18 protein-coding genes are annotated in these 25214 nt (G+C 69.4%); 5 read left to right on the top strand and 13 right to left on the bottom strand.

The window, feature by feature from the left end:
- Positions 1 to 85 precede the first annotated feature (85 nt).
- The gene (locus tag KQY30_RS00655) at positions 86 to 307 is read left to right on the top strand and encodes a hypothetical protein (protein ID WP_217311529.1); all 222 of its coding nucleotides are present in this window, start codon (positions 86 to 88) and stop codon (positions 305 to 307) included.
- Between the two features lie 138 nt (positions 308 to 445).
- On the opposite strand, the gene KQY30_RS00650 is transcribed toward KQY30_RS00655, so the two are convergent.
- Positions 446 to 1207, bottom strand: coding sequence for an SDR family oxidoreductase (locus KQY30_RS00650; protein ID WP_217305059.1), 762 nt, complete (start codon positions 1205 to 1207; stop codon positions 446 to 448).
- A 498-nt stretch (positions 1208 to 1705) separates the two neighbouring features.
- Here KQY30_RS00650 and KQY30_RS00645 point away from each other — a divergent pair, with 498 nt between their 5' ends.
- On the top strand, positions 1706 to 3709 hold the full coding sequence (locus tag KQY30_RS00645; protein WP_254406851.1) for a glycosyl hydrolase family 28-related protein: 2004 nt from the start codon (positions 1706 to 1708) through the stop codon (positions 3707 to 3709).
- Between the two features lie 132 nt (positions 3710 to 3841).
- On the opposite strand, the gene KQY30_RS00640 is transcribed toward KQY30_RS00645, so the two are convergent.
- The 4 genes from KQY30_RS00640 to KQY30_RS00625 all read right to left on the bottom strand — a co-directional run bounded on the left by KQY30_RS00640 (position 3842) and on the right by KQY30_RS00625 (position 10801).
- Positions 3842 to 4981, bottom strand: coding sequence for an ROK family protein (locus KQY30_RS00640; RefSeq protein WP_217305057.1), 1140 nt, complete (start codon positions 4979 to 4981; stop codon positions 3842 to 3844).
- A gap of 219 nt (positions 4982 to 5200) precedes the next feature.
- Positions 5201 to 8500: a PQQ-dependent sugar dehydrogenase gene (locus KQY30_RS00635; protein ID WP_254406850.1), complete on the bottom strand. Its 3300-nt coding sequence runs from the start codon at positions 8498 to 8500 to the stop codon at positions 5201 to 5203.
- A gap of 123 nt (positions 8501 to 8623) precedes the next feature.
- Positions 8624 to 9592, bottom strand: coding sequence for a sugar phosphate isomerase/epimerase (locus tag KQY30_RS00630; RefSeq protein WP_217305056.1), 969 nt, complete (start codon positions 9590 to 9592; stop codon positions 8624 to 8626).
- Between the two features lie 249 nt (positions 9593 to 9841).
- A complete protein-coding gene (locus KQY30_RS00625) occupies positions 9842 to 10801 on the bottom strand; it encodes a hypothetical protein (RefSeq protein ID WP_217305055.1) in 960 nt (319 codons plus the stop codon).
- Between the two features lie 630 nt (positions 10802 to 11431).
- Between KQY30_RS00625 and KQY30_RS00620 the strand changes: the two genes are divergently transcribed.
- Positions 11432 to 13045, top strand: coding sequence for a hypothetical protein (locus tag KQY30_RS00620; protein WP_217305054.1), 1614 nt, complete (start codon positions 11432 to 11434; stop codon positions 13043 to 13045).
- A gap of 76 nt (positions 13046 to 13121) precedes the next feature.
- On the opposite strand, the gene KQY30_RS00615 is transcribed toward KQY30_RS00620, so the two are convergent.
- Positions 13122 to 13919 (bottom strand): class II aldolase/adducin family protein, encoded by a 798-nt coding sequence (locus tag KQY30_RS00615; protein WP_217305053.1) that lies wholly within the window; start codon positions 13917 to 13919, stop codon positions 13122 to 13124.
- Positions 13920 to 14018: 99 nt separating this feature from the next.
- Here KQY30_RS00615 and KQY30_RS00610 point away from each other — a divergent pair, with 99 nt between their 5' ends.
- Together KQY30_RS00610 and KQY30_RS00605 are read left to right on the top strand one after the other, a co-directional pair.
- Positions 14019 to 14825, top strand: coding sequence for a FadR/GntR family transcriptional regulator (locus tag KQY30_RS00610; RefSeq protein WP_217305052.1), 807 nt, complete (start codon positions 14019 to 14021; stop codon positions 14823 to 14825).
- Between the two features lie 254 nt (positions 14826 to 15079).
- Positions 15080 to 16081 (top strand): cupin domain-containing protein, encoded by a 1002-nt coding sequence (locus tag KQY30_RS00605; RefSeq protein WP_046494917.1) that lies wholly within the window; start codon positions 15080 to 15082, stop codon positions 16079 to 16081.
- A gap of 117 nt (positions 16082 to 16198) precedes the next feature.
- Here KQY30_RS00605 and KQY30_RS00600 read toward each other — a convergent pair whose 3' ends face one another.
- The 7 genes from KQY30_RS00600 to KQY30_RS00570 form a co-directional block, all read right to left on the bottom strand.
- A complete protein-coding gene (locus KQY30_RS00600; RefSeq protein ID WP_217305051.1) occupies positions 16199 to 17098 on the bottom strand; it encodes an AAA family ATPase in 900 nt (299 codons plus the stop codon).
- A 112-nt stretch (positions 17099 to 17210) separates the two neighbouring features.
- On the bottom strand, positions 17211 to 18287 hold the full coding sequence (locus KQY30_RS00595; protein ID WP_217305050.1) for a cupin domain-containing protein: 1077 nt from the start codon (positions 18285 to 18287) through the stop codon (positions 17211 to 17213).
- Between the two features lie 100 nt (positions 18288 to 18387).
- Positions 18388 to 19617, bottom strand: coding sequence for an MFS transporter (locus tag KQY30_RS00590; RefSeq protein ID WP_217305049.1), 1230 nt, complete (start codon positions 19615 to 19617; stop codon positions 18388 to 18390).
- A gap of 201 nt (positions 19618 to 19818) precedes the next feature.
- Positions 19819 to 20955, bottom strand: a complete 1137-nt coding sequence (locus tag KQY30_RS00585) for an ABC transporter ATP-binding protein (protein ID WP_217305048.1) — start codon at positions 20953 to 20955, stop codon at positions 19819 to 19821.
- Between the two features lie 24 nt (positions 20956 to 20979).
- Positions 20980 to 22776 carry an iron ABC transporter permease gene (locus KQY30_RS00580; RefSeq protein WP_217305047.1) on the bottom strand — a complete coding sequence of 599 codons (1797 nt, stop codon included), beginning with the start codon at positions 22774 to 22776 and terminating at the stop codon, positions 20980 to 20982.
- Positions 22777 to 22782: 6 nt separating this feature from the next.
- On the bottom strand, positions 22783 to 23874 hold the full coding sequence (locus KQY30_RS00575; protein WP_254406849.1) for an ABC transporter substrate-binding protein: 1092 nt from the start codon (positions 23872 to 23874) through the stop codon (positions 22783 to 22785).
- Between the two features lie 55 nt (positions 23875 to 23929).
- Positions 23930 to 25036: an ABC transporter substrate-binding protein gene (locus tag KQY30_RS00570; RefSeq protein WP_217305045.1), complete on the bottom strand. Its 1107-nt coding sequence runs from the start codon at positions 25034 to 25036 to the stop codon at positions 23930 to 23932.
- Positions 25037 to 25214 lie beyond the last annotated feature (178 nt).

Raw genomic sequence — 25214 nt, 5'->3', positions numbered from 1 at the left:
AGAAGTTCATCTGCTCGCAGAACGCGGCGGAACACAGCGGATCACAAGCGGATCACAAGCGGAACACAAGGGGCAGGAGTCAGAAATGAAGCGCACGACGCGGACGGTCTCCCGGTGGGCGGTCGGGATCACGGCGACGGCGATGGCGACCGGGCTGCCGGTCGGAGCGGCGACCGCCGACGAGACCCACAGCAACTCGCACAACGGACCGAATGTCTCCCTGATCTCCACCGGCCAGATCGACGACCCGATGGAGGACGTACTGGAGCACACCCTGCTGTTCGGCGACGGCTACACCTGGGACTGATCCGAGGCTGAACTGAACCGGGCCTGCCCGTGGGGCTGCCGGTTCCCCGGGACGGAGAGGAGCGGGAGCCTCTGGTGACTCTCCGTCCCGGGGGTGGCGGTGTCACACGGACGAACCCCGTTCCTTCCCCGGGCACCGTCAGCCCCCGATGAGTTGCTGGCCGCCGTCGATGTCGTACGTCGCGCCGGTGACCGCCTCGTTGACCATGATGTGCACGGCCAGGGCGGCGACGTCGCCGGGGCCGACCACCCGGCGGATCGGCAGCTTCGTTCGCAACTCCTCGCGCCGCGCCTCCAGTTGATCGCCCAACAGCGAGGCCGACAGAGGCGTGTCGACGAATCCGGCGGCGATGAGGTTCACCCGGACCGGGGCCATCTCCAGTGCCAGGTTCGCGACCAGGGGCGGCAGCGCCGCTGTCATGGCCGACACGACGGACATCCCGACGCCGGGGCGCCGGCCGCCCGTGCCGCCGACGAAGAGCAGTGTGCCTCCCGCGCGGACCTTTGCACGGCTGTACAGGGCGATGCCGAGCGTCAGCGCCATGCGCTCGTCGAAGCCGCGGACCGCCTCGGCGAGGTCCATACCGTCCAGCGGCATGTACGAGGGGGTGCCGGCGGTGCTCATGACGTGGTCGACGGGACCGGGCAGCTCCTCGAAGAACGTCCGAAGGCGTTCGGCGTCGGTGGCGTCGAAGACCGCCGTACTGACGGGGCCGACTTCGGCCGCTGCTTGCGCAAGCCGCTCGGGGTTGCGGCCGGCCAGCACCACATCGGCACCGCGGGAACGGGCCAGGCGGGCGGTCTCCAGCCCCATCCCGGCGCTGCCGCCGATCACCACCACGGTCTGCCCTGTCATGCCGGCCGCGTCCGCGACTCCCGGAGCGCTCGGTGTCGTGCTCATGAGCTGATACCTCCTCCGAGGACCTTGCCATCGACCCCTGGACCCCATTGTCGCGGCGCGGGCCGGTCCCTGCCTGTCTGCCGGAGGGGCGCGGGGACGGGCGGGCGCATGCGCCTACGGCGAACGACCAGGGACCCAGCAGTCCCTGTCTCCACAGTTCTGCGTGCTTCCGGGTTTACGCGTGTGCGCAAAAACCTGACGTCTGCGTGCAGTTCAGTGGCAATGAGATGAAATCAGTTCGCAGGAGCCTTGTGGAACGAACCGCGCGGGACCTAATGTCGCCTCACCTCATGGCGTCCGCTCCGCCGAGCGCCGCAGGCGTTCACCCCTTCCGACCTCCCGACCTCCCGACAGAAACGAGAGCTTTCGATGTCATGGAGCATCACAGGAGCCGTCACCGGACGGTCCGGCAGTTCCGGTGGTCCCGGCACACCGCGTAGATCCGGCACACCGCGTAGATCCGGCAGATCCGGCAGACCCGCACGAAGAGCCGCCGCGGTGGTCGCGGCGGTGACCGCGGCCGCCGCCGGTCTCGGTCTGCTGACCGGCGGAACGGCCCTCGCCCGCAACGCCGCTGACGGCAAGTCAGGACCGGTGGTGACCCGCGCCGCCCTCGATCCGTCGCTCGTCGCGGGCAGGGGCGCCAGCCTCGGTTTCGTCGAGCAGGAGGCGGAGAACGCCAGGACGAACGGCTCGGTCATCGGCCCGGACCGTACCGCGTACACCCTGCCCGCCGAGGCCTCGGGGCGGAAAGCCGTCCGCCTCACCCCGGGCCAGCACGTCGAGTTCACCCTGCCGAGCGCGGCCAACGCCATCACCGTGCGCTACAGCATTCCCGACGCGCCGGACGGCGGCGGCATCACCGCCCCGCTCGATGTCACGGTGAACGGCAGGGACCGCTCCACCATGACCCTCACCTCGCAGTACGCGTGGCTGTACAACCAGTACCCGTTCTCGAACGACCCCAACGCCGGTCTGCTGCACCCGGACTGGTGGATCACCGAGTGCTCCTGCGTACCGGCCGCCACCACACCGGCCCCGGTCATCGACAAGCCGTTCCGGCCGAACCACTTCTACGACGAGCAGCGTCTGCTCCTCGGCAGGACCTACCGCGCGGGCGACACCGTACGGCTGACGGTCCCGGCCGGAAGCCGTGCCGCGTGGACGGTCGTCGACCTGCTCGACTCGCACCGTGTCGCCCTGCCGCACATCGAGCCCGTCGCCGCCAACGTACTGGCCTTCGGCGCCGATCCGTCCGGGCGGCGCGACTCCGCCGACGCGCTCGACAGGGCGATCGCCTTCGCGCAGCGCAAGCACCTCAAGGTCTACATACCGCCGGGCACCTACCAGGTGAACCGTCACATCATCGTCGACGACGTGACGATCGTGGGCGCGGGCAACTGGTACACCGTCATCAAGGGACGTCAGACCACCCTCGACACCCCGGCCCCCGACGGCTCGGTCCACACCGGAGTCGGCTTCTACGGCAAGGACGCGGCGGACGGCGGCAGTACCAATGTCCATCTCTCCGGATTCGCCATCGAGGGCGACGTCCGTGAGCGCATCGACACCGACCAGGTGAACGGCATCGGCGGCGCGATGAGCGACTCGACCATCGACGGCCTGCACATCCGGCACACCAAGGTGGGCCTGTGGTTCGACGGACCGATGTCCAATGTGCGGATCACGAACAATGTCATCGTCGACCAGATCGCCGACGGCCTCAACTTCCATACGGGTGTGACCGATTCGGTCGTGTCGAACAACTTTGTCCGCAACTCGGGTGACGACGGCCTCGCCATGTGGTCCGAGAAGACCGCCAACACCCGTAACACCTTCGACCACAACACCGTGCAGACACCGGTCCTCGCCAATGGCATCGCCGTCTACGGCGGCAAGGACAACACCGTCTCCAACAACCTGATCGCCGACCCGATCCGGGAGGGCAGCGCCATCCAGGTCGGATCGCGCTTCGGCGCCGAGGCGTTCACCGGTTATCTGCGGATCACCGACAACACCACGGTCCGCGCCGGAACGTACGAGCTGAACTGGAACATCGGCCTCGGCGCCATCTGGTTCTACGCCCTGGAGAAGAACATCGACGCCGACATCCAGGTGACCGGTGACCACTTCCTCGACAACACCTACAACGCCATCATGCTGGTCAGCGACTGGCCGGTGAAGGACCTGTACTCGATCAGCAATGTCCGCTTCAAGGACATCAGGGTCGACGGTACGGGCACCTCGGTGGTCAGCGCGCGGGTGGCGGGCTCGGCGTCCTTCGAGAACGTGGACGCCCGCAATGTCGGGGCGGTCGGGGTGAACAACTGTGGTTCGTTCAACTTCCCCGCCACAGGCTCGGAGTTCTCGCTGACCGATCTCGGCGGCAACGACGGAGGCGGCACCACAGGCCCCTGGCTCGCCCCCTGGGAACTCCCGAACACCATCACCTGCGACGACCGCCCGCCGGTGATCGCCCCGCCCGCGCCGTCCGCGTGGTGACACCGCCGGGACCGCGCGGTCACTGATGAGCCGGCCGGTCGGCCGCCTCAGCAGCGGCCCGGTCGGCCGCCCCAGGAGTCATGGGCGGCCGGCCGGGCCGGCCGCGCGCCGGCACTCGTTCGCCGGCTCCGGTCAGGAATGCCCGCCGTACGCGAGTTCGCTGGCCAGCAGCGCCGCTCCGACGACGCCCGCGCGGGGGCCGAGTTCGGACATCACGATCGGCAGGTTGCCCGTGGCCAGTGGCAGTGAGCGCTTGTAGACGACACTGCGGATCTCGGCGAGCAGGAGATAGCCCAGCCCCGACAGGCCGCCGCCGATGACTATCATCGACGGGTTCATAAAGCTGACCAGGGTGGCGAGCACCTGCCCGACCCGGTGTCCGCCCGCCCGGATGAGGTTGACGGAGGCGTTGTCACCGCCCGTGGCACACTCGGCCACATCGACGGCCGTCAGCGTCCCCTGCTCGGCGAGCCGCTCGGCGAGGGCGGGGGACTGTCCGGAGCGTGCGGCCTCCAGGGCGTCACGGGCCAGGGCCACACCGCCGAAGTACGCCTCCAGACAGCCCGTGTTGCCGCAGGAGCAGACCGGTCCGTCGGCCTCGACCTGGATATGGCCGATGTCCCCGGCGCAGCCCTCCGCGCCCCGGTATATCCGCCCGTGGTGCTGCATGCCGGAGCCGATCCCACTGCCGATCTTGACGAAGAGCAGATGGTCGACGGACCTGGCGACTCCGCAGTGTGCCTCGCCGAGCGCCATCACGTTGACGTCGTTGTCGACGACCACCGGGCAGCCGTGCTCCTGGGCGAGGGTGTCCCGTACGGGATAGCGGTTCCAGCCCACCATGATCGGCGGGGAGACGGGCACACCGCTGCGGAAGCTGACCGGTCCCGGCAGGCCGATGCCGATGGCGTCGAGACGGGTGTAGTGGCCCTGGGCGCGCAGCTTGTGCAGGATCTCGCTGACCCGGTCCAGTACGGCGACCGGACCCGAGCGGATGTCTGCGGCCTCCGCGTACGTGGCCACCGGTTCGAGGCCGCCGTCGGTGATCTCGATGTCGATCGAGCTGGCGCCGAGGTCGACGGCCGCGAACCGCAGGCCCGGGTCGAGCTGGACGAGGGTGGAGCGGCGTCCGCCGCGCGAGGCGGCGGGCCCCGCCTCCAGGACCATGCCGGTGGCGACCATCCGGTCGAGCTCGGCGAGGAGCCGCGGGCGCGGCACCTCAAGTCTGTCCGACAACTGGGCCCGGGACAGTGGGCCGTTGTCGCGCAGCATGCTCAATACACGGTACTGAACGCTCACGGGCTCCACTTCCCCAGACTCCCCAAGGCGTCGGCGCGGTCACACCGACCCTTACTGTCCGATCGTACGGAACTTCTGCTCATCCCGCTAAAAGTTGGCCGAAGCGCTGCCCCACCACAGGGGGCAGCGCTTCGGGCAGTGCTGTCGGACGGCGCACGCGGCAGTGCGGTCAGGCACTGCCGCGTGGACACGTCAGTCGGTCAGCCCTCCCTTGACATCCCGGGCGTCCCGCGCGAGAGCGGATCTCGCCGCCGCGTCGGTCACCAGCGCGGAGTCGCCCGCCGAGGTCGCGAACGACTCCAGCACCGAGGCCGCCTGGCTGGTCCGCCCTGCCTCGGCGTGCGCGCGCGCCTGGCCGAGCCGGACCGTCAGCCGCTGTTCGCCCTGCGCCGTGATGAGCCCTTCGGCGCGGAGCCGGGGGATCAGCGCGTCGAGGTCGGCGAAGGATGTGGTCGTGGTGAAGCGGACGGTCTTGACGGTGGTGTTGCCCGCCTTGTCCTTGGCCGTGACCGTGAGGTCATGGCCGCCCAGCGGCAGCCGCCAGAGCTGCACGGGCTGCCCCGAGGTGATCGCCGCGCCGTCCAGGGTGGCGGTCGCGGTGGCGGCCCCGGAGACCGCGTCGGTGGTGCTGATCACCGGCGTGGGCTGCTTGGAGTCGCCATAGGCGGCGTCCGCGTCCACACCGGCGATCGTCACCGAAGGACCGGTCCGGTCGATCCGTACGGTGAGGGTGCCGACCTCCGAGACATTGCCGCCGCTGTCGGTCGCCCGGTACAGGACGGTGGTGGTGCCCTCGGTGGAGAGGGTGACGGCCGAGTTGGCCGCCAGCCAGGTCGTACCACCGTTGACCGAGTACTGACGGCTGCTGACCGTGCCGTTGTCGGTGGCGGTGACACTCAGGGACACATTGCTGGTGTACCAGCCGTCGCCGCCATTGGGCTGCGCCGGGTTGAGCGCCGCGGACACCTTCGGCGGGGTCTTGTCGGCGACACCGGGACCCTGGAAGGTCAGCGCGTCCAGATCCACACCGCCCGTGCTGGTGACATAGAGCTGCCCGGTCCCCGAAGGCGCGCCGGGGAGCGGAGTGGTGACGGTCTTCGGGCCGTCACCGGCCGGTACGGTCACGGTCGCGAACGGCTCCGCGTCCGCGGCGTTCCAGCGCAGCGACAGGGTGCCGGCGCCCGAGGCGAGGGTCTTCACCCCGGTGATACCGGTGAACGAGACCGGGTCGTACGAGATCCAGTCCCCGGCGTCGAAGGAGGTCACCGTGCGCTGACCGGACGCCCCGGCGTCGTCGGTGACGGTGACGCCCTCCGCGGTGTCGTAGTGCTCGGCCTGCATCAGCGCGGGGTTGAGCACCACCTGGGCGTCGCCGGTGGCCGGAGGCACACCGCCCGCGCCCTTGTCGGTGTAGGTGATGCCGAGCACACCGAAGACATTCTCGGTGTCACCGTGTCCGGCGTCGGTGGGTGTGACGACCGCGCCCGAGCAGCCCGTACCGCTGTTGACCGGGTGGCCGTGCTGGTTGTGCCCGAGACCGAAGGTCCAGGCGACCTTGGCGCAGTCGGCCGTATTGCCGTCCTCGACGTCCTCGACCCGGACCCCGTACGGCACGGCGTCGCCCCAGTTGAAGAACCCGCCGTTGGGCGGCGAGGTGATCCCGATCGTCGGAGCGGTGTTGCCGACCGTGATCTGACGGCTCGACAGCCCGGTCTTGCCCTGCGGATCGGTGACCTTGAGCCGGGCCTGGAACTGGCCGTTGTCCGGGTACGTACGGCTGGCCCGGGGGCCGGTGGCGTCGAAGGTGCCGTCGCCGTCGAGGTCCCACTGGTACGTCAGTGCGCCGCCCTCGGGGTCGGTGGAGGAGGTGGCGTCGAAGGAGACCGCGAGCGGTGCCTGGCCGGAGGTGCGGTCGGCCTTGATCACCGCGGTGGGCGCCTTGTTGCCCTCGGCGTAGTCGATCCGGTAGAGGCCCGCGTCGGGGTTCTGCCGGAAGAAGCCGTCACCGTAGTCCAGGACATAGAGCGCGCCGTCCGGGCCGAACTCCAGGTCCATCGGGTTGTCCCAGGGCGGAATGCCGTTCGCGGACCGCTCGCTGTTGGGCAGGACGTTCTCCAGCTTGGTGACCGGCCCGTCCGGTCCCGCGAGGGTCAGGGCGGCCACATAGTCCTGGGAGAACTCCCCGAAGAACGCCTTGCCGTCCCAGTACTCCGGGAACTTGCCCGGAGACGGGTTGTCCGCGTCGTAGTGGTAGACCGGACCGCCCATCGGGGCCTGGCCGCCGGGTCCGCCCGGGCCGCGGAACGCGGTCAGCTCGGGCCACGGCTGGTCGGTGTCACGGTCGCCGTACCACAGTGTGGCCGGGACGGACGGGGGCAGCTCGGTCAGACCGGTGTTCCAGCGCGAGTCGTTGACCGGCTTGGCGCAGTCGAAGGCCGGGCCCGGGGTGAGTGTGGCGAAGTCGAAGTCACGGTACGGCTTGGTGTTGTCGCCCGTGCAGAACGGCCAGCCGCTGTTCATGGCCTTGGTGGTGGTCTGCCACTCGACATATCCCATCGGCCCGCGGTTCGGGTCGGCCGTGCCCGCGTCGGGGCCGTAGTCGCCCCACATCACGGCACCGGTCGTCCGGTCCACCGCCAGCCGGAAGGGATTGCGCAGACCCATCACGAAGATCTCGGGCCGCGTCTTGTCCGTACCGGGCGGGAACAGGTTCCCGTCCGGAACGGTGTACGAGCCGTCCTCCCCGACCTTGATACGGAGGATCTTGCCGCGCAGGTCATTGGTGTTGCCGGAACCACGGCGCTCGTCGAGCCCCGGGTTGTAGGTGGCGGCGTCGTTGATCGGGGTGTAGCCGTTGACATTGGGGCCCGACGCCGGTGTGTTGCCGCCCGTGGCGAGATAGAGATTGCCGTCCGCGTCGAAGTCCACGTCACCCGCGACATGGCAGCACTGGCCGCGGTTGGAGTCGACCCGGATGATCTCCTGGGCGGTGGACAGATCCAGCTTGTCCCCAGTCCACTTGAAGCGGGTGAGGGTGTCGTACCCCTTCCACCGGTCCCAGTACGAGTCGGTCTCGCCCGCCGGCAACTGGAGCGGCGCCGAGCCGGCCGGAGTGCTCAGGGGCGGCGAGTAGTAGAGGTAGACCCACTTGTTGGTGGCGAAGTCCGGGTCCAGGGTGACGGTCTGGAGCCCCATCTCCGAGTTCTGGTACACGTCGATGTGGTTGACGACCTTGGTCACACCGCTGCCGGGATCGGTGAGCCGGAGATCGCCGTTGCGCGCGGTGTGCAGGACCCGGTTGTCGGGCAGTACGGCGAGATCGATCGGCTCGCCGGTGTCCTTGGTGAGGGTGACCTTCTCGTAGTTCGCCCAGTCCAGGGCGTGTTCATGGTTCTCGTGTGCCTGCGCGGCGGGCGCGAGGGCCACCATGCCGAGCGCGGGCAGCGCCGCGAGCAGGACACCTGAGATCAGGCGTCTGAGGGTACGGTGCACGGGGATGCGTCTCCTTGGTCGCTGACGGTCAGGAGGGTGCGCGACCGGGCCCGTCCGGCCGTACCGTAACGGCGATACGCCGGTACGGCTGTTCCGGCGGGCCGGGCCCGGTCGGTGTGCGAACTAGGCGAGCAGACCCTTCAGCGCCGTGAAGCTCCGCTCGGCGGCACCGAGCGAACCCGGCGGATTCGGCTGGGTGTTGGGCGCGGTGTCCTGCTCCCAGATGCCGATGTGGGACTCGCGGGGACCGATGTCACGGACGAACTTCTCGTACGGCAGATCGCCCGCGCCGAACTCGACGATGTCGTAACCGTCCGCCTTCGACGGATTGCTGTCGCCGTCCTTCATGTGGAACAGCGGGTAGCGGTACGGCTGGTTGCGCACATACGCCGCCGGGTCGAAGCCGGGCCAGCGGTACTGGCCGACATACGCCCAGTAGACGTCCATCTCCAGATACACATGGCGCGGATCGGTGTTCCTGAGGAACACGTCGTACAGCCGCACCGACGGCTGGTCGGTGGCGAAGGCGAACTCGCCCGCGTGGTTGTGCTGGTAGAGCTTGAGACCGCGGGCGGTGGCCGCCGCGCCCCAGGTGTTGAACTCCTCGGCGGCGGCGAGATAGCCCGCGACCGTGTTGATGTTCGACGGGGCGTTGGCGGTCCCGACGTGCGGCATGCCGAGGATTTCGGCCGCGTCGAGTTCGCCCTGGAGGTTGTTGCGCAGATTGCCGAGGCCGACATGGCTGCCGACCGCGCGCAGCCCGTTGTCGTCGAGGATCCGGCGGATCTCGGGGAGGGTGATCTGCCGGCCCAGGATGGAGGTGTTCTGGGTGTATCCGGCGAACTCGATCTCCTTGTAACCGATCCGGGCCAGCTCCGGCAGCACGACACCGAAGCCGAGCGCGCTGACCTTGTCGCGGATGCTGTAGAGCTGGATGCCGATGCGGTCCTTGGGGATGGACAGGCCGCGGGTCGCGGCGGAGGCGGTCGCCGCCGTCGCCCCGGTGACCGAGGCGGCGGCGAGCGCCACGGTGGTGCCGACGGTGGCGCGCAGGAAGTTCCTGCGGTCGAAGGACTTGTGCAGATGGCCCATGGCCACTCCTGAGGGAGGAAAGAAGGTGAGAACGTTCGGGGCGCTGCGTCGCCCGTGCCACGCCGTTACGTCGGCGACGGCCGATCGTGGTGTACCGAGGGTGCGTGGCGGTGGGGCGGTGCTGCGGTGGCGGCGCGCCGGGACCGGTGGCCCGTCGGCGGGGTGCCGCGCTGCGACGGTGGCCGTCGCGGGGGTGCCATGGCAGGCCAATGACCCCGCGTGGCCGCCGCGTTGACCGGTGCCGGCTGGTTACAGGTGGGTCGCGCCGGCGGCCTTGGCCTCGGCCCTGGCCTCGGCGGCCCGCTCCGCGGCCTTCTCCGCGAGGCTGTTCCCGCGGTCCTGCGGCGCCGCCTTGAAGGAGCGCGCGGCGGCCGAAGCGGCACCGGCCGCGGTCGTCTCGCCGGTTATGCCACCGCGGATCCGGGCCAGTTCACCGACCTGGAGCACGGGCGAGTTGTTGGTGGCGGTCAGCTTGCCCCGGACGATCGCGTTGTCCAGTACGGCGGTTGCCGTGTTGTCGGTGACCGCCAGGTTCCCGTCCAGGTACGTGGCCCCCGAGCAGGAGCCGAGCAGCCCCTCGCCACCGAGCTGGAGCGTGTCGGAGTTCGCGTTGTACACGGTGTCGCCGTACACCTCGCTGGCGCACAGGACTCCGCCGAGCGCGTTGCCGTTCACCGTCAGCTTTCCGTCGACGGTGCTGTCATAGACGTCGGAGTACTGGTTCGCCTCGCCGGTCAGACTGCCGTCCACGGTGCTGCCGGAGACGTACAGTTCGCCGGACTGGGCTCTGACATTGCCGTCGAGCGTCGAGTCGACGGCGTACAGGAAGCCCTGGTTGGCGGTGATCGCGCCCTTGACGGCGGTGCCCTGCAGATGAGTGCCGAAGGCCCCCTGCGCGGTCAGCGCGCCCTTCACCGAGGTGTCGGTGAGATCGATGTAGGCGTTCTCGCCCACGCTGACCCCTCCGTTGAGGGTGGCGCCCGAGGCGACGAGGTCGGCCCCGGCCTGCACCGTCACGGCGCCCTTGACCTTCGTACCGGTCAGGGTGCACGACTGCCCGGCCGGTACGACCAGATCGCCGTTGACGGTGACGGCCCCGCCGTCACCCACACAGGTGGTGTAAAGGGCGGCCTGCGCGGATCCCGTGAACGCGACGAGACTTCCGGAGGCCACCAGCGAGGCCGTGGCGACGAACGTGCGGATCTTCATATCGCTTCCCTTCTGCTGCGGTCACGACCGCGCGGGTCGGCGCGGTCCGATACCCCGTATGACGACGTTCGCCGGCGTATACCGACGAGGTCCTGCACAGTGCGCGAGCGTGCGGCCGTCGCGACGGCGGACGCGCAGCGCCTAGGGACGGGCGGGGCCCGGCCGTGGGGGGAGACGAACAAAGACAAGGACGAACGGAGACAGAGGTGCTGTACGGCGCTCGCGGGAGCGCCGGTCGGTCGTGGTGCGGTTGAGCGGTGTGGGTGTTACCGCGACGAAACACTTGCCTGGTTGGGCCGAGACATTAGGGCGACGTGTGGGGGCTGTCCAGAGGTTCGGATGAAATCTCCGGAACTTTCTCATGATCCGTCAAAAGATAGGCCGCCCAGGTAAAAAGCTGGCGGATACGGGCACGTGGCGTGCCCGAATCGCGGCCCGGAGCGATTTGGGCCCCTGTCTGGGCCCGGCCGTGGGTCCTGGACTGGGCCTGCGGACCCTGCTGTTGGGGCTCGGGTTGTTCTTACGCTGCTCTGCGTTCGGGGGTCGTTCACGACGTGGGGTGAGGAGCGGATGGTGGAGAGCGCCGGGGATATATCGGATTGGCATGCCCATGGCGGTAGGGCCGTCGCGATGCGGCAGGACCGGGGCCAGGGCGGAGTCGAGTACGTCGCCGTGGCCGGGGTGGTCGCGCTGATCGTCGCGGCGATCGTGGGGCTGACGGTGCCCGAGAACGAGGCGGTGGGGCTGAAGGACGCGGTCTGCCGGATCGTTCATGCCGCCGATGGCGACTCCGGGTGCGATTCGGGCAACAGGGGTGGCGGTGGCGGCGGGGAGGACGGTGGCGGAGGCGACGGCGAGGGGCCTGCCGTACCGCCCGGCGATCCGTTCCAGCCCGCCAAGTGTCTGCTGTCGCAGGATCAGACCAAGGACACCGTGGTCATCCAGATCCTGTTCATCAAGATCAGCAGCTCGGAGACGGTCAAGCTCCAGCAGTGGTCCGACGGTACGGTCACGCTGGAACGGGTGACGGAGTCCGGGGCCGGGGTCACGGCGAGCATCTCCGCCGGCATCCCCGGTCTGAAGGACTGGGGCGGCAGCGCCTCGCTGAGCGGTTCGTATGTGGCGGGCAGCGGCAGCGGTGGCCAGTGGCTGTTCAACGGGAACAAGAGTGACAACCCCCAGGCCGACCTTGAGGCCAATCTGGCGGACGCCAAGCAGTTCGCCGAGTACCTGAAGGCCATGGACGACTGCAACAGCCGTCCGGCGGGCCCCCGTTCCTCCGAACTCGGGATGATCTGCGGCTACCACGCGGGCAAGAAGAAGCCCGACCTCGAACCGGAGCGGGCGCCGGACGTCGACATCACCAAGACGAGCACCGAGGTGTCGGGCGGGGTGAGCTTCGGCAAGTCGTTCAAGAAGGGCAGCGGGGAGGGCGGCAAGGACGGCAAGCCGAAGGACCTCGGCAGCATCTCCGGCGAGACGTTCTCGGGCTCGATGACCGAGGACGTGGTGGTCCTGCGGAACAAGACGGGACCGGACGCCGGGAAGATCACCTTCGTCTACACCTTCTCGGTGAGCGGCAAGGCCGGCGAGGTGGGCCAGGCGACCGGCACGCGGATGCAGCAGGTGGCGGTCACCTATGACGCGGCCATGTACGACGAGGAGGAGAAGAACGGCCGGCCGCACCATCCGCAGAAGATGGTGATCACGACCAGTCAGGAGTCCGGGGACGGGCCCGGGATCAATGTCGGGGCCGGGGCCAACGCGGGGCCCGTCACGATCGATGTCGGCGGGGGCGGCGGGGAGATCGAGTCGCAGATCCACACCGAGTCGGCGGAGCTCGTCCTCGACAACGACGCGGACAGCACGCTGGTGGAGGACTGGCTGCGCGGGCGCGGTGACTTCCCGGCGAGTGACGCGCTGCCGACGCCGTCGGACGCGGCGGAGGCGCCGGACGCGGACACAGGCCCGCTGGAGCGGCTGCTGCACGACAAGGGCAAGCTCTCCAAGCTGGACTACAAGGCCAACACCGACTGGTGGAACGCCTCACTCGGCATCGGCTTCGGCATCTCCGCCGGACAGGTCACGGTGGGCTTCAAGCTCTTCGGCATCGACATCACCCACGAGCACAAGGAACAGACCATCACCGGCAATCCGACCTACGCCACGGGCCCCACGAGCGGCGGCACCCGGCCCTGGGTCGAATGGAAGAACTGCACCCAGACCAAACCCGTCACGACCTGACACACCATCACACGGCGGCCCCGGCCCGTACTCCTGCTGGACCGCGAAGCCGGACCTCGAAGCGCTTCGCCGGTGGTCAGTGCGGTGGGGTGTGAGGGGTCTCGTGGGTGGCTCTGGCTTCCAGGTGCTGCCACATCGTCGTGGTGGTGAACGAGGGGCCCAGGTCGGGGAGTTCGGCCAGGTCCTCGTCGCTGATCGGGTGGAGCGGGGCGCCGGTGGCGGCTATGGACAGGGTCGTTTTCGCCAGCGAGTTCACCGCCAGGGCCAGGGTGACGGCCGTGGCCACGGCGTCCGCCGGGTCGCCGGTGCCCACCGTCACCAGGCCGTGCCCTCTGAGCACGACCACCGGGCGGTCGCCGAGCGCCGCGGCCATCGGCGCGGCCAGGTCGCGGCGGCGGATCAGGGCCGAGCGGGGCCAGACCGGGATGCCGTCGCGGGCCAGACGGGCGGCGGGGATGTCGTACGAGCCGACCAGCGGGAGCCAGGGGAGCCCGGCGACCGAGGCCGCGACGACCGCGGGCGGATGCGCGTGCACGACCGCGGTGACATCCGGCCGGGCGCGCAGGATCTCGGTGTGGAGGGGCAGTTCGTTGGGCGGCGCCCATCCATCGGCGCCTCCGTCGTCCGTACGACGGCCGTCGAGGTCGACCTCCCGGACATCGTCGGCGACGGTGAAGGCCAGCCCGCGTTCCCGGGGGCTCCGTCCCCGTACCAGCAGCCTTTCCGCACCCACGCGCGCGCTGACATGGCCGAGGACGTGCTCGACCAGCCCCGTGACCGCCAGCACCCGGCACGCCATGGCCACCCGCTCGCGCAGCGCCCCGTACTCCTGCTCTTCGCGCGGTGCCTCGCCCCCGGGCACGCGGTCGGTCATCGGGTGCCCTCCCGGCGATCTTCCTGGTATTTTGGTATGACCTTAAACCATTGGTCTGAGGGCCGTCAAACGAGCGTCCCGCCGTGGGACACTGTGCGCATGCCAACCCGACCCAGGAGCCAGCCTCCGGCAGCGCAGACCGGTGGCGAGACGCCTGCCGGGCGACTTCCCGTGCCCGAAGAGCTGTTCAAGACCGTTTCCTCCAGCCGTGTCTCGCAGGTCATCGTCGATCAGATCCGGCTTCTGCTGAAGGAGGAGCGGCTCAAACCCGGCGACCGGCTGCCCAGTGAGCGCGAGTTGTGCGTGCACTTCGGGGTCAGCCGGGTGACCGTGCGCGAGGCGCTGCGCATCCTCGAGGCGAGCGGACTCGTGGAGATCCGGGTCGGTGCCCGCGGCGGCGCCTTCGTCACCACGCCCGACGCGCGCCAGGTGGGGGAGGGACTCGCCACCCTGCTGTCCCTGTCGCCGCTCACCGCCGCCGAGGTCACCGAGGCGCGGCTCGTCGTCGAGCTGGGCATCGTCCCCCTGATCGTCGAACGGGCGACACAGGAGGACCTGGACGACCTGCGGGCGATGTGCGACGAGCACGCCGAGGCGCTGGAGCGCGGCGAGTACACCATGGAACTGTCCGCGGACTTCCACACCCGTGTCGCGGCCTGCACGCACAACGCCGCGATCAAGATGCTGGTCGAGTCCTTCCACGGCCCCCTGCTGATGAGTCTGCGGCAGGCCCAGACCGTCGAGCCGCAGATGGGCCTGCTCGGTTCGAAGGAGCACCGGGACTTCGTCGAGGCCGTCGCCGCGCGCGACCTCGACGCCGCGACCGCGACCATGAACGCCCACCTCCAGCGGACGGCGTCCCGGGTCAAGGACGAGCACACGGAAGGCGGCCCGGTCGAAGGCTGACACCGCCGAGCCCCACTGGCGCCCCATGACGACTCCTCGTCATGGGGCGCCTTTCTGTGTGCTCCCTCGGTGCGTGGCGTGGTGCTCCTCCGTGCGTGCCGTGCTTTACGTGGCGTGCTTTCGCCGCACGTGTCCGTTCCCGGAGGTCGAATCGTCCCAAGGGGTGACGGACGACACGCGCAGGTATTATGGTTAGACCACTGAACCGAACTGTGGATGCCGCACCACTATGCCCGCACAGCACAGGAGGACCCATGGGAGCGAAAGGGCGCGTCTTCGTCCGCGGCCTGACGTCCGAGACCTACGGTCTCGACGAATTCCGCCGGCAGCAGCTCGCGGTGGACAGAGTGCGCGACGACTCGGTGGTCGTCGACGACGCCAAGGTCGGCCACTCCGGCGACAGCGAGCAGTCCCGCACCTGGTGGCGTGTCGGCCCCGGTGACGAGGACTTCCTCACCCAGACGATCCAGGTCCACTTCGTGGAACTCCCGCCCGAGTCCAGCAACCACGGACACGGCCACCAGAACGAGGCGGCCTTCTACATCCTGCGCGGGCGCGGTTACGAGATCCACGACGACCAGCGCTACGACTGGGCCAAGGACGACCTCGTCTTCGTCCACACCGACTCCGTCCACCGCCACTTCAACCCGTACGGCGAGACGGCCACCGCGCTCGTCGTCAAGGCCAAGAGCACCTGGATGTTCATGGGCCTGTGGCAGCAGGGCCGCAGCGGCCCGGTGAAGCGCGAGGCCGAGTTCGGGCCCCGGGAGGACTGGTCCAGCATCTGGACCCCGGGGGTCCTGGACCGCAAGAAGGTCATCAGCCCGGCGGACACCAAGTGGGAGAACACCCCGCTCGGCCGGGTCCGGGTGATGTCCTCCCCGGAGCGCACCGACGCCCGGATCTTCTCCGTCGACGCCTTCGAACTCGACATTCCCGCAGGCAGCCGCTCGGGCAAGTACTGGAAGATGGCCGACGAGGTCTTCTACGTCCTCGAAGGCGGCGGCTACGCGCTCCAGTGGGAGGTCGAGGCCGAGATCGCCGAGAAGTACTACGCGCGGATCGCCCTGGAGCCCACCCGGTACGAGATCACCCAGGGCGACACCCTCTACGTACCGCAGAACCACATCTGCCAGCTCTTCGCCGCCGACGGCACACCGCTGCGTCTCTTCTCCTCGCAGAACCGTGTGTTCAAGCACCTCGGTTACGACAACGTCCACTTCCTGGAGGACGCTCCCGAGTACAGCGCGCGGTAGAGGCCCCGACGCCCGCCACGCACGAGGCCGCGCCCCCGACCGGGGACGCGGCCTCGTCGTACGTTGACACCTGTCCGTACGTTTCACACTCCGGCCCACTCACACTCGGCCCGGGGCTCACACACCGGCCCAGGGCCCGCCCGACGCGCTCTCCTCCGCCGCCGCGATCAGATCGTCCGCCCCCAGCAGGGACGGTTCGCGCGCGGTTTCCAGCCGCAGTGCGAGGGCGCCGTGCACCGTCTTGCGTATCCGCCGCCCGTCCAGGCCGGCGAGCAGCTTCCCCACCCGCCGGTGCACCGCGGTGTCCTCGGCCAGCGGCCCCAACTCGGGCCACTGCGCCGCCAGTTCGCGCAACGAGTCCGCCACGATCAGCGGGACCATGGACTCGTCCGGCAGCGCGGTCCGTACGACCAGGTCGGCGCGGGAGAGAAACGCGTCGTCGACTGCCTCGGCGAAGTTCGTCGTGACCACCAGCAGCGTGCCGGGACGCTCGGCGCGCAGCGCGTCCAGCCCGCTGAGCACGGCATCGGTCGCCCGGTGGACATCGACGGGATTGGTGTCGAACGAGGCGGCCTGCCGGCGCACCGCCAGCGCCTCGACCTCGTCGACGAGAACCAGGGTGTGCGGACGGCGCGCGGCCAGTTCCGGCAGGGTCTCCCGGAAGAGCCGGGAGACCGAACGCTGGCTCTCGCCCAGCATCTCGCTGGGGAAGGCATGCGGATCGACCTCGACGAGGGTGGTCGCGCCGTGCGGTGCCAGGGCCCGCGCGGCGGCCTGCGCCAGCCCTTGGGCCAGGGTCGACTTGCCGGTGCCCGGCGGTCCCGCGAGGACGATCAGACCGTGCGGCGCCACGGCGGAGCCCGCGAGCCGCGCCCCGTGCCGGAGCACGAGGACGGCGGTCGCGAGCAGCCGTTCCTTGACCCGGGGACCGGTGATCACCGCGTCCCACGGGCCGTCGTGGTGACCGGCGGGCAGGGCATGGATGCCCGCCACACCGTGCGGCAGAGCTACGGTCACCTCGCACACCTTCCGTGCGAGCCCACCGCGCTCCCGTCCGTGACACGACCGTCCGTAACACGACCGTCCGAAGCACTACCGCCCGAAGCGCGGCGGCCCGTCGCGCGGCCGCTCATGGCCAGGTGGGCCGCTGGAGCGGCGGCCACTCGATGGTCGACGGGTCACCGGCCTGCGCGTCGCGGATGTGGTCCGGCGGCTCCTCGAACAGCACCAGCGGATCGCACAGCGCCCGCATGGTCTCCAGCAGACTGTCGAACATATGGATGCGCACCACCTTCGCCGTACGCGACGGGTCGGTGTTGATGTGCTGGTGCCACAGGAAGTGGTCGACGACGATCAGATCGCCCTTCTTCCAGGGGTGCCGCTCGCCGCCCTCCGGCTCGGTGCCCAGATAGCTCTCGCCCGAGCCCTCCACCACATACAGCCAGGCCTCGCCCGGGTGCCGGTGCATCGACTGGGCGCGGCCGGGACCGATTTCGAACATGGCCATGGTGATGCCGGAGGCCTGGTAGCCGATGGCCCGGTCGAGCAGGAAGGTGGTACGGGTACCGCGCGGAGTGTTGCGCAGCTCCAGTTCGTCCCAGCTCGTGTGCAGCCGTCCTGAGCGGCGGGCCCGCTGGTCGCGGGCGAGCCGGCGCAGCCGCGCGGCGTACGGATCGGCCCCGTCGCGTCCCTCGGAGTACGGCGGGCGCGGCGGGAGTGTGTCCCAGGGGGCGTGTCCCGCGTCCTCGATGACGGCCATGCCCATGGTCTCCAGGAGCGGTTCGCTGGAGAACGTCAGATAGCGCGCGGTCGCGTCCCCCGGTTCGCCCGCATGGCCACTGCGGTGCCAGGACCAGGCAGGGAAGTGCAGGGAGTCGCCCGGCCCCCACTCGACGCGCTCCCCGTCGATCTCGGACCAGCCGTGCCCGGCCACCACGAACACCATGGCGTCCCACGAGTGGCGGTGTGTTGTGGTCGTCGTCCCCGGATCGAGTTCATGGACCAGGGCGTCCATGGTGCGGGTCGGCCGGTCGCCGTCGGCGCCGACGTACACCCCCACCCGGCTGCCGCGCGCGGTGGGATGTGTCTCGACGTCCTCGTGTGCGACAACGGTGCGGTGGTTCTTGCGCCAGTCCTCGATGAACTGGGCGCGGCGGCGTTTCTGCACGTGGTAGTGGGTGGTTTCGGTCGTGGTGTGCGTACTCATGGGGCCTTCCGGCTGTCGGTGGGCGGGAGATGGACAACGACGGTGAGCGGTGTGTACGGGCGACAGGTGCGTACGAGTAGGGGTAGGAGGACGCGCCGGGTCAGGTGGAGGCGGGCTGCGCCTTCGGCACGCTGTAGTCGCGGACCGTACGGCTGCCGAGGGCGCTCAGCCCGGACACGGCGGTGGGGACCAGGCCGCCGAGCGTGAGCGCGAGCACGGGACCCGCCACTCCCGCGAGCGCGCCGATCACGGAGTCCCCGATCGCGGGACCGCCCCGCGAGCACATCTGGTAGATGGCGGAGACCCGTCCGCGCAGTGTGTCCGGTGTCTCCACCTGCACCGCGGCATGCCGGACGGTGGTGGCGAGCGCGTCCGCGGCCCCGAGGGCGAGGGCCATCACGATCGCCACCGGGAACACCCGTGACTGCGCGAGACCCGCCACGGCCAGCCCGTACGCGGCCGTGGCCCACAGGACGATCCGGCCCGAACGCGCCGTACGCACCAGCTTGAAGACCCACACGGAACCGATCAGCGCCCCCGCCGAGGGCGCGGCGGCGAGCAGGCCGTACCCGGTGGCCCCGGTGTGCAGCACGTCCGCGGCGAACGCGGGCAGCAGCACCCGGTACGCGCCGAACACCGTGGCCGCCAGATCGAGGCCCATGAGCTGCCGTACCAGCGGCTTGCGGCCGACATACGCCACGCCCTCGCGCAGGCTCTCCAGCAGCGACGCCCGTTCGTCGGCGACGGCCAGCGGCGGAACCCGCAGCACCGCGAGGACGGCGACCAGTGCCCCGTACGTCACGGTGTCGAAGACATAGACCGCGCCGGGCCCGCCGGCCGCGATGAGCAGACCCGCGAGCGCGGGGCCCACCAGAACCGCCAGTTCGCGCGAGGGGTTGAGCAGGGCGAAGGCGTCGACGAGCCGCTCCCTCGGCACCATCGCGGGGATCAGCGCCTGGCGGGCCGGCTGGTCGAAGGTCGCCGCCGCCGTCGCCAGCAGTGAGGAGACGACGACGGTCCAGACCGTGGCGGCGTCGGCGAGGGTGACGGCGGCGAGCCCCGCCGACACGACGAGCGCCAGACACTGGGTCACCTGGAGCAGGCGCCGCCGGTCGAGCCGGTCGGCGTAGATCCCGCCGAGCGGGGACAGCACCAGCAGGGCGACGGCCTGCGAGAGGCCGACGAGGCCCACCTGCGCGGTGGAGCCGGTGAGTTGGTAGACCTGGTAGAGATTGGCGGCGACGGCCCCCCGTGTCCCGATCTGGGACAGGATCACACCGCCCCAGTAGAGGGTGAAGTCGCGATTGCGCAGCACCTCGGGTATCGCCATGCGGGACACTACGCCTCTCCCTGGTTCCGGTGTCCGTTCCTGGGCCGTTGTGGGCGGGCCGGTTGTGACGGGCTGCTTGTGACGGACCGGTTGTGATCGGACCGGTTGTGATCGGGCCCGTTGTGACCGGGTCCGTTGTGGCCGGGCCGCTCTTCCGGGTCCTGACCGGTCCCGGAAGAGCGGCCCGGAGGCCCGTACATCTCAGTCGACCGGTACGAGCGTGACCTTCTCCGGAGCCACGGTGAGATGCACCTCGGTGCCCGGCGGTATCGACACCGTCGGGTTGGAGCGGCTGCGGATCTCCAGATCGCCGACCCCCGTGATGTGATCGATGGCATCGCCGAGGAACGCGCGCGTACGGACCTTCCCCGACCACTCGTTGGGCACATCGCCCCGCGGCGTGGTGGAGACATCGATCGACTCCGGCCGGATCGACAGCAGGACCGAGTCCCCGGCGGCGGGCGTCCTCGGACACTCCCGCGCCACCAGCCGCCCCTGAGTGGTCTCGACGGTCACGTCGTCGCCCGTCACCGACACCACCCTGGCCTCGATGAAGTTGGACGTACCGATGAACTCGGCGACGAACCGGGTGGCCGGCCTGGTGTAGATCTCGCGCGGCTTGCCGATCTGCTCGATGCGCCCCTCGTTCATCACCGCGATCCGGTTGGACATCACCAGCGCCTCGGACTGGTCATGGGTCACATAGATCGCGGTGAGGTTCAGCTCCCGCTGGAGCCGCTTGAGTTCGAAGCGCATGCTCTCGCGCAGCTTGGCGTCCAGATTGGAGAGCGGCTCGTCGAGCAGCATCAGCTCGGGCTGGGTCACCAGCGCCCGCGCCAGCGCGAGGCGCTGCTGCTGGCCGCCGGAGAGCTTGGTGGCCGGCCGGGAGGCGTACGCGCCCAGCTCGATCACATCGAGCACCTGCTGGACGCGCTCCTCGATCTCTTTGCGCCCGGGCCGCTTGGCGCGGGGCATCACATCGAGCGGGAACGAGACGTTCTTGAAGACCGACATGTGCGGCCAGATCGCGTACGACTGGAAGACCATGCCGAAACCACGGCGGTTGGCCCGCAGATTGATCCCCTTCGCGGCGTCGAACAGCACCCGGTCGCCCAGGCTGACCCGGCCGGCCGTGGGATGTTCGAGGCCCGCGATGGAGCGCAGGGTGGTGGTCTTGCCGCAGCCGGACGGACCGAGCAGGGTGAACAGCTCACCGTCGCGCACATCGAAGTCGACTCCGTCGACGGCGAAGACACGGGTGCTGTCGGCGGACTTGCGGCGGCGCGCGGAGCCCGCGGACGATTCATAGCTCTTGGCGAGGGATTCGACAGTCAGCATCCCTGGTGTCCCTTCGGGCAGGTGCTAGTTCGACGAGTCGCCCTGCAGCCCGAAGCGGGCTCCCAGGCGGTAGGCGATGGAGACGAGCAGGACGAGGATCAGGACCATGCAGACACCGAGCGCGGCGAGCGTGGTGAACTGGCCGTTCTCGAACTGCTCCCAGATCAGGACCGAGAGCACTTCCTTGCCGGGGCTGTAGAGCAGGATCGTGCTCGACAGCTCGCGGAAGGACACCACGAGGATGTAGACCCAGCCGGCCAGGATGCCGCTGCTCATCAGCGGCAGCAGCACCCGCCGGAAGGTCTGGAACCACGAGGCGCCCGAGACCGCCGCCGACTCCTCCAGCTCCGGCGACATCTGGGCCATCGCCGCGGACGAGTAGCGCATCCCGTACGGCAGATAGCGCGTGCAGTACGACACCAGCAGGATCAGCAGCGTGCCGTAGATCGGCAGCGGCATCCGCAGATAGACGAAGGAGAGCGCCAGGCCGAGGACCAGCCCGGGGATCACGATGGGGGTGAAGGCGAGCAGGTCGAGCACCCGCCGCCCCGGTGCCCTGGTGCGCAGCACCACCCAGGAGACGATCGAGGTCAGCAGCATGACCGCGGTGGCCGCGCCGATGCCGACGATCAGTGAGTTCTTCAGCGCGGTGAAGGCGAGGGGCATGTGCAGGACCTCGCTGTAGTTCTCCAGCGACATCGAGCTGAGCGTCTTGCGGGAGGGCGCGGCGTAGTACTTGAGCAAGGACGCGTAGACGAGGACCGCGACCGGCAGGACCACCGTGACCAGGAAGTACACGATCACCCCGGCGCCCACCCAGGGCCGCGCCCGGCCCAGGTCCACCGGCCGGGGCCGGAACGCCTTGCCGGTCACCGTCTGGAAGTTGCGCGAGGAGCGCTGGAGCCAGCCGGAGAGCAGCACCCCGGCCGCGGCTATCACCAGCAGCCCGATGGCCAGCGCGCCCGCGGCACCGTAGTCGATCGGATAGGCGCGCAGGACGAAGTAGATCCGGCTGGTGAAGACGTAGATGCCGTTCTGGAGTCCCAGCAGGCCCGGTACCTCGAAGCTCTCCAGGGACTGGACGAACATCAGCAGCGACGCCGAGATCATCGCCGGGCGCAGCAGCGGGACGGTGATCCGCCGCAGTACGGTGAGCCGCCGGGCGCCGGACATCGCCGCGGACTCCTCCAGTGAGGGGTCCATCGCCCGGAACGCGGCGACCATGAGCAGGAAGGTGACGGGGGCCAGATGCAGGCCCTGCACCCAGATCATGCCCCACACACTGAAGATGTTGACCGGTGCGGTGCCGAACAGCGGCTGGAAGATCAGGGTGTTGATGACCCCGCTCGACGGGTCGCCGAGGAAGATCCAGGAGGTCGCGTAGAGGATGCCGGGCACGATCAGCGGCACCAGCGAGGCCGCGAAGAACAGCCCCTTGAAGGGGGTGTCGGTACGGACCTGGATATAGGCCAGGACCGTACCGAGCACCAGCGCGAGCGCCGCGGAACCGAGCGCGAAGCCCAGCGAGTTGAGCATCATCGAGCCGGCCTGGGAGTTGCCTCCGTAGGCGCGGCTGAACGCGCCGAACGAGACTCCGGTGCCGGTGCTGTTCAGAAAGGTGTCATGGATGAGATAGCCGAGCGGTACGAGGGCGAGATAGCCGACGATCACCACGGCGCCGCCGACCAGGAGTCCCTGGAAGGAGAGCAGTCGCCGCAGCAGTCCCGCGAACCGGCCGGGGGACGCGGGCTCGGGGGAGGCCCCCGCGCCCGGAGTCCCCTGGCCGCCCTGCGGAGCGGTGGCGGTGGAGGCGAGTGCCATCGCGCGTCACCGCCCCACCGTGTCGGCGCCGCGGAGCAGCGCGTCGTACTTCTTGTCCCAGACCGTGTCGTCCTTGGTCAGGCCCTCGACATCGAACGGTACGAGGGTGAGCCCGTCGACGCTCTTGTCGCCGGGGACCTTGGTGGACGGGGTGAGGCCCAGATCGACCAGGGTCTGCTGGCCACCGGTGAGCAGCCAGTCGTAGAACAGCCAGGCCGCGGCCGGGTGCTGGGCGCCCTTGATCATGCCGACCCCGTTGGGCCGCGCGAAGGCGGGAATGGTGGAGACCCCGCTCGCGGGCAGATGGGTCACGGGCGCCCCGTCCTTGGCGGCCCTGGCGGTGATGTACGTGTAGTTCATCGCCTCCATCGAGGTCTGGCCCGCGGTCAGGAACTGCATCATCGTGGTGTGTCCCTTGGCGACCTTGGAGTTGGCCGCGATGCCCTTCCAGAGGGAGTCCACCTCGGCCTGTGACTTTCCGTGGTCCAGCCAGTACTTGGTGACGTTCTCGTACCAGTCGCTGTCGCTGATCTCCATGGTGATCTTGCCCCGGTACTTGGGCAGGGCCAGGTCCTCCCAGCTCCTGGGCTCGTCACCGGGCTTGATCTTCGTGGTGTTCCAGGCGGGCTGGAACACATTGAAACGGGTGGCCGTCCAGTGGTCGAACTTCCCGGCCGGCTCGACCTTGTCGAGAGCGGAGCCGTTGTAGTCGGCGAGATGGCCCTTGCCGGCGAGGATCGCCATCTCCGCGAAGTTGGTCTCGATGACATCGGCCCCCGGCCGGCCGGCCTCCTGTTCCTGAAGGGTCCGCTGGAGGACCGTCTCCGAGTTGCCGCGGAAGACGCTGACGCGGATGCCGTACTCCTTCTCGAAGGCCTCGGCGATCGGGGTCGCTATGTCGGCGGTCATCGAGGTGTACAGGGAGAGGGTCTTCCCCTCCTTCCCGGCCAGCTCCTCCGCCTGCGCGCGTTGCTCGGTGCCGGCCAGCCCCCGGAGCCGGCCGTAGACCTCGTCCGAGCCCGCGCCGGCCTGGCCCGGCATGCCGCCGCACCCCGCGACGAGCGTCGCGGCCAGCAGACCGGACACGGACAAAGTCAAGTTACGGGTCCTCATACGGGTGCGCTCCTGTGAAGAGGTGCAAACGGTGAGTGGGTCAGCCGGCCTTGGGCACGCCGCGCAGCAGGGCGTCGTAGTCGGCGCTCCACCGCTTGCCGTCCGTCTCGGCGGACTTCGAGAGGCTGTAGGTGGTGGTGCCGGCCGGGATGGGGTCCTTGAACCCCGGTACGGAGGTGGCCGCCGGGATACGGAGCGACTCGGCGATCGCCTTCTGCCCGTCGCCGAGCACCCAGTCCGTCCACAGCAGCGCTGCGGCGGGGTGCCGGGGGTGGGACATGAGGCCGACTCCGTTGGGTCGCAGGATCACCGGTTCCACGACGGGCCGCCATGCCACGGGCGCGCCCTTCTTGGCGGCCTTGTCGACGGTGTGGCTGTATACGGACAGGGCTACGGCGAACTGTCCCGCACTGAGCAGTTCGCCCTGCACCGTGTGGCCCTTCGTCACCTTGACATTGGCGGCGATCCTTTTGAAGAGGTCGTCGGCATCGGATTGGCTCATTCCCTGCTCTTCGGTGAGGTACGTATGCATCGACGCGTACCAGTCCCAGTCGCCGATCTCGACGGACAACCGGCCCTTCCAGCGGGGATCGGCCAGGTCGGCGAAGCTCTTCGGCTCCTGGCCCTTCTTGACGAGGTTGGTGTTCCAGCCGATGACGAACGCGTTGAAACGCTCCGCGGTCCAGCCACCGAGCCCCTTCGCGGCGTCCTTGAGGCCGGCCGCGGCCGGTCCGGTGTACGGCTTGAGCAGGCCCTGCGAGTCCAGTGCGCGCAGTTCGATGTCATTCGTGTCGACAACGTCGTTCTGCGGCTTGTTGGCTTGGTTCTCCTGGGATATCCGCTGGAGGACCGTCTCGGAGTTGGCCCGGAACGCGTTGACCTTGATCTCCGGGTAGGCCTTCTTGAAGCCGTCGACCAGGTCCTGGATATCGGTGTTCGAGGTGTAGAGGTCGACCTGCGCGCCGTCCTTCTTCGCGTCGGCGAGCAGCTTGTCCGTCCGTGCCTGGCCGGTCAGCGAGGCATAGGGGGCGTAGGGGTCGGTGTCGGCGGCCTGGCCGCCGGGGGACTGGGTCGTGGGAGAAGAACCGCAACCCGTGAGGATCAATCCGGCGGCCAGGAGGCCGGCCGTAAGAGCACCATGTCGCATCGCACACTCCTGGGCGAAGCCGGTCGCGGGCCCTCATTGGCGGGCGAGTGGGGCGCGGGCGTTAAGGGAGGAGACCGGGCAGCGGGCTGTTCGTGCCGTTGAGATGTCCGAGCGTTGCCGCTTGGGTCCCTGCATGAAACACCAGGTTCGGTCTTATGGTCTAACCATGCGACGTCGG

The sequence above is a fragment of the Streptomyces sp. GMY02 genome, from assembly GCF_019056675.1.
Lineage (GTDB): Bacteria > Actinomycetota > Actinomycetes > Streptomycetales > Streptomycetaceae > Streptomyces > Streptomyces odonnellii.
This window is presented reverse-complemented; position numbering and strand designations above follow the sequence as displayed.

Bases quoted from the DNA above. Each gene is read 5' to 3' on its own strand.
- KQY30_RS00655 (WP_217311529.1), top strand. From the start codon at position 86: ATGAAGCGCACGACGCGGACGGTCTCCCGGTGGGCGGTCGGGATCACG.
- KQY30_RS00650 (WP_217305059.1), bottom strand. From the start codon at position 1,207: ATGAGCACGACACCGAGCGCTCCGGGAGTCGCGGACGCGGCCGGCATG.
- KQY30_RS00640 (WP_217305057.1), bottom strand. From the start codon at position 4,981: ATGCTGCGCGACAACGGCCCACTGTCCCGGGCCCAGTTGTCGGACAGA.
- KQY30_RS00630 (WP_217305056.1), bottom strand. From the start codon at position 9,592: ATGGGCCATCTGCACAAGTCCTTCGACCGCAGGAACTTCCTGCGCGCC.
- KQY30_RS00625 (WP_217305055.1), bottom strand. From the start codon at position 10,801: ATGAAGATCCGCACGTTCGTCGCCACGGCCTCGCTGGTGGCCTCCGGA.
- KQY30_RS00620 (WP_217305054.1), top strand. From the start codon at position 11,432: ATGCGGCAGGACCGGGGCCAGGGCGGAGTCGAGTACGTCGCCGTGGCC.
- KQY30_RS00615 (WP_217305053.1), bottom strand. From the start codon at position 13,919: ATGACCGACCGCGTGCCCGGGGGCGAGGCACCGCGCGAAGAGCAGGAG.
- KQY30_RS00610 (WP_217305052.1), top strand. From the start codon at position 14,019: ATGCCAACCCGACCCAGGAGCCAGCCTCCGGCAGCGCAGACCGGTGGC.
- KQY30_RS00605 (WP_046494917.1), top strand. From the start codon at position 15,080: ATGGGAGCGAAAGGGCGCGTCTTCGTCCGCGGCCTGACGTCCGAGACC.
- KQY30_RS00595 (WP_217305050.1), bottom strand. From the start codon at position 18,287: ATGAGTACGCACACCACGACCGAAACCACCCACTACCACGTGCAGAAA.
- KQY30_RS00590 (WP_217305049.1), bottom strand. From the start codon at position 19,617: ATGGCGATACCCGAGGTGCTGCGCAATCGCGACTTCACCCTCTACTGG.
- KQY30_RS00585 (WP_217305048.1), bottom strand. From the start codon at position 20,955: ATGCTGACTGTCGAATCCCTCGCCAAGAGCTATGAATCGTCCGCGGGC.
- KQY30_RS00580 (WP_217305047.1), bottom strand. From the start codon at position 22,776: ATGGCACTCGCCTCCACCGCCACCGCTCCGCAGGGCGGCCAGGGGACT.
- KQY30_RS00570 (WP_217305045.1), bottom strand. From the start codon at position 25,036: ATGCGACATGGTGCTCTTACGGCCGGCCTCCTGGCCGCCGGATTGATC.